This window comes from Siphonobacter sp. BAB-5405 (assembly GCF_002872335.1).
GTDB lineage: Bacteria > Bacteroidota > Bacteroidia > Cytophagales > Spirosomataceae > Siphonobacter.
Genome location: NZ_NJAG01000125.1, coordinates 1 through 3,136 on the forward strand (window position 1 = coordinate 1; position 3,136 = coordinate 3,136).

General features: G+C 44.0%; 3 protein-coding genes and 1 pseudogene. All 4 read left to right on the top strand.

Going from position 1 to position 3,136, the window contains the following annotated elements:
• Positions 1-353: pseudogene (locus BWI97_RS26365) on the top strand (hypothetical protein); the annotation flags it as partial.
• 426 nt (positions 354-779) lie between these two features.
• On the top strand, positions 780-1,748 hold the full coding sequence (locus BWI97_RS26370) for a WG repeat-containing protein (RefSeq protein WP_102203431.1): 969 nt from the start codon (positions 780-782) through the stop codon (positions 1,746-1,748).
• Positions 1,724-2,221, top strand: a complete 498-nt coding sequence (locus BWI97_RS29405; RefSeq protein WP_102203432.1) for a WG repeat-containing protein — start codon at positions 1,724-1,726, stop codon at positions 2,219-2,221. The genes BWI97_RS26370 and BWI97_RS29405 overlap by 25 nt, the downstream gene beginning before the upstream one ends.
• A 93-nt stretch (positions 2,222-2,314) precedes the next feature.
• Positions 2,315-3,136, top strand: an 822-nt coding sequence (locus BWI97_RS26380) for a TraB/GumN family protein (RefSeq protein WP_146011069.1), incomplete at its 3' end; no start/stop codon positions are given.

The following is a 3,136-nucleotide window of genomic DNA, read 5'->3' on the forward strand; positions in this document are numbered from 1 at the left end:
AAAACGACAAAGACCCGATCGAATACGGAGCTACGTATAACGAACTTCGCCCGACCACACCCTGGAATTATGCCCTAATTCAGGTGCCGGAAACTAAGCTGGCAGATCAGTATAGAGTAGAAAAAGTGAAACCAGTTTCTATTTATCCATGGAACCCAGAAATCACGCCGTTGCAAATTAAAACGAAAGGTCGGCGGATTCCTTCATGGGGTATCTACAATGAAATGGCTGGACCAGTTCCGTACAGTCTGACTTATCAACTGGAGACAGCCAACGATCTGGAAGATATTACGCTAATTCCTTACGGGTGTACCAATCTGCGTATTTCTCAATTCCCGATGGTGCGAAAATAAGCGGTGTTTTAACGGGCTTGTGGTATTGAGTCAACTCGGTATCACAAGCCCAAGTTTAATTTACAGCCACCGGGACCAGATTAAAACATTAAGCTACTATGCTGACCAATATAAATATAATCCGGATGGTAGTCCTAATTGGCTTATATACGTTCTGGATCAAGCTCATCGGTTCCAGCTATCCGTATCAAGGTTAACCTTTTATCGAGGTACGTTTGAAGCATGTAAATGGTCTTATATTCGTTAGAAGGCATCAGTGGTGGTAGGAATCCAAACGTTTAGAACGTATCCGTTTAAGTATAAACAGATCATACATCTATCATACAACATTAACTTTCTACCTTTACCTACTCAGCGTACCTAAGTTTGTCTATTTACCCAGGGACGTTCCTCTGACCTCTATCTATCCTTACTCCTGAAAAGCTTATGAAACGGTTGCTGTCTATGCTACTGATTTGCCTGCCTTTCCCGGGCTTTGCTCAGAGCCTCGATCCACTCCATACTATTGAAAGTAAAGTGTTCCAGGGAATGATTGATTACACCAGTCGCAAACCCCATTGGGCCCGGGAATTTGATGAAGTTGGGTATAGCGAAGGCGTTTTTATTTGTCATAAATACATACATACCCCCAATCTCTACCAGAACGATACGATTTCATACCGGCGAAGTTTCAAGACTTATCTGTATTCCACTGAAGGCAAACGACTCTCCTCTCAGCCTTACGATGACATTGGAGCCTTCACCGAAGGACTGGCTCCAGTAGTGATCAAAAAGCCCCTTCACGATGGAAACTTTGTGGGCATTCATGGAAAAGGACGAACAGGATTTATCAATACAAAAGGAGAAGTAGTGATTCCTCTGATCTATACCTGGATTAGTAATTTCCATGAAGGAGTGGCTTTTGTGGGCGATTCACTGGAGCGATATGGATTTTTCATTGACCGACACAACCGGGTCGTCTTCAAAGAGAAATTTAGTCCTTTCATCACCACTCAATTTCACAACGGCATCTGCTTGGTGGTTGACCGGAATCACCAGCCCAATTACCTCACTCATCAGTGCGAGTTACTCATGCCCCGGGTGTTTGATTTTATTGAAGACGTGGCTTATTCTCGTCCGCTGCGAGTAGTGGCTAAAAGCGGCAAATACGGGTTATTAGGAGCGAATACCCAGTCACAACTACCTCTGACTTATGATCTGATTGACACGACCCGAAAGAACCAGTGGCGGGGCTGGTATCAAACCAGGCGGAATCAGGGATATGGGTATGTGGACGCAGAGACGGGAGTTGAAATCATGAAGCCTGTTTTTGAGGATCTTAGGCCCGCTTCTTTTAGCAGCCTCTGGGCGAAGAAGAATAGAAATGGGGATTGCTTCAAGCCCGTCAACAGGTAGCCTATCCCTTTCGTGTAGACTCCATCGTTAGTATCAAAGATGGATATACGATCATTCAGGAAAAGCAGAAAAAAGGAATAGTAGATTCTGTAGGCCGGCTTATCGTTCCGGTTTCCTATGATAACGTTTCTATATTTCACGAGGGCATAGCTCTACTAATTAAAAACGAACGCATCGGCTATGTTACCCGTCAGGGAAGAATCATTGCCGAACCGGAATACCTTTCTGGTACTTACTTTCGCAGTGGAAAAGCCCGGGTCAAAACCAGATTCATGCAGTATACCATTGATGAGCATAACCGTAAAATAGAGAAAAATCTGACTAGTCTGTCTTACGTGATTATTGGTTCATTCATTACTCTTTTGGGCTTTTATTTCACTCTGATGTACCGGCAAGCAGGCATAAGCAGGTTTTTTAAACCAGGCCTATCATTTACGAAGAGTCTCCAATCACGATTCCACACCAGGAGTTGAATGGAAAATGAAGCTGCTGCATTAACTTCATCCAGGTCAGAAGTACCGTCAACCTTATACGTTGACTACCTTCTATCGTTTAACCTCTAGCTTATGAAAGCACTCGTTCACTTGATCGCAGTGATGTGGATGTGGACAGGAATGTCATTCTCCAACTGGGCACAATTCCCCTGCGAGCATCCTTCCCCCTCAAGTCCTGCCACGGTTCTTTGGAAAATTTCAGGAAAAACCCTATCTCAGCCTTCTTATCTGCTGGGAACGATGCATTTAATGGAGGTGGAATGGCTCTACAAGCACTCTGAAATTTTAAACGTACTAGATCATACCGAACACCTGCTTACCGAAGCGTTTACGACTCAATCCAACCAACCTTCCGTTAAAGCATCTTTGCTTAAGGCACTACCCTTATTGACCCCTTCTCAGTATAACACACTAGATTCTTTCTTTGTGGCCCGGGTAGGCGAAGGCATCAAACACAATACAGAAGCCGAAGCCATGACCGTACCCGAAATGGAAACGGCGATTCTAACCGTACTCCTGGCCTCATCTTCAAAACCGGATGGCATTACTCAATTCATGGATCTGGATTTATTCAAACTTTATGAGTCCAAAGGCAAGCAAGTGGATCGTCTGGACCGTGTTCCTTTTACTGCTTTTGATTCAACAACGATAGATTACGCAAAAGCCTATCTCTCCCGTTCGCTGAAGTACATTGAAAATAGCGATAAGCCCCACTGGAATGTCTATGGGTTAGACGATGCCGATCAGGCTCGGCTCTATTATCGGCAAATGAAATTTGATTATCAACTGGATCATGAACCTACCCCGATGGAGCACTCTAGCGATTTTGATTTCATTCCCATAGAGCAGCGAAATAAAAATTGGATCCCTAAAATTATTACCTGTATTTCCAGT

What these genes read in the sequence shown, in the direction of transcription:
- BWI97_RS26370 (WP_102203431.1), top strand. Translation starts at nt 780, where the DNA reads ATGAAACGGTTGCTGTCTATGCTACTGATTTGCCTGCCTTTCCCGGGC.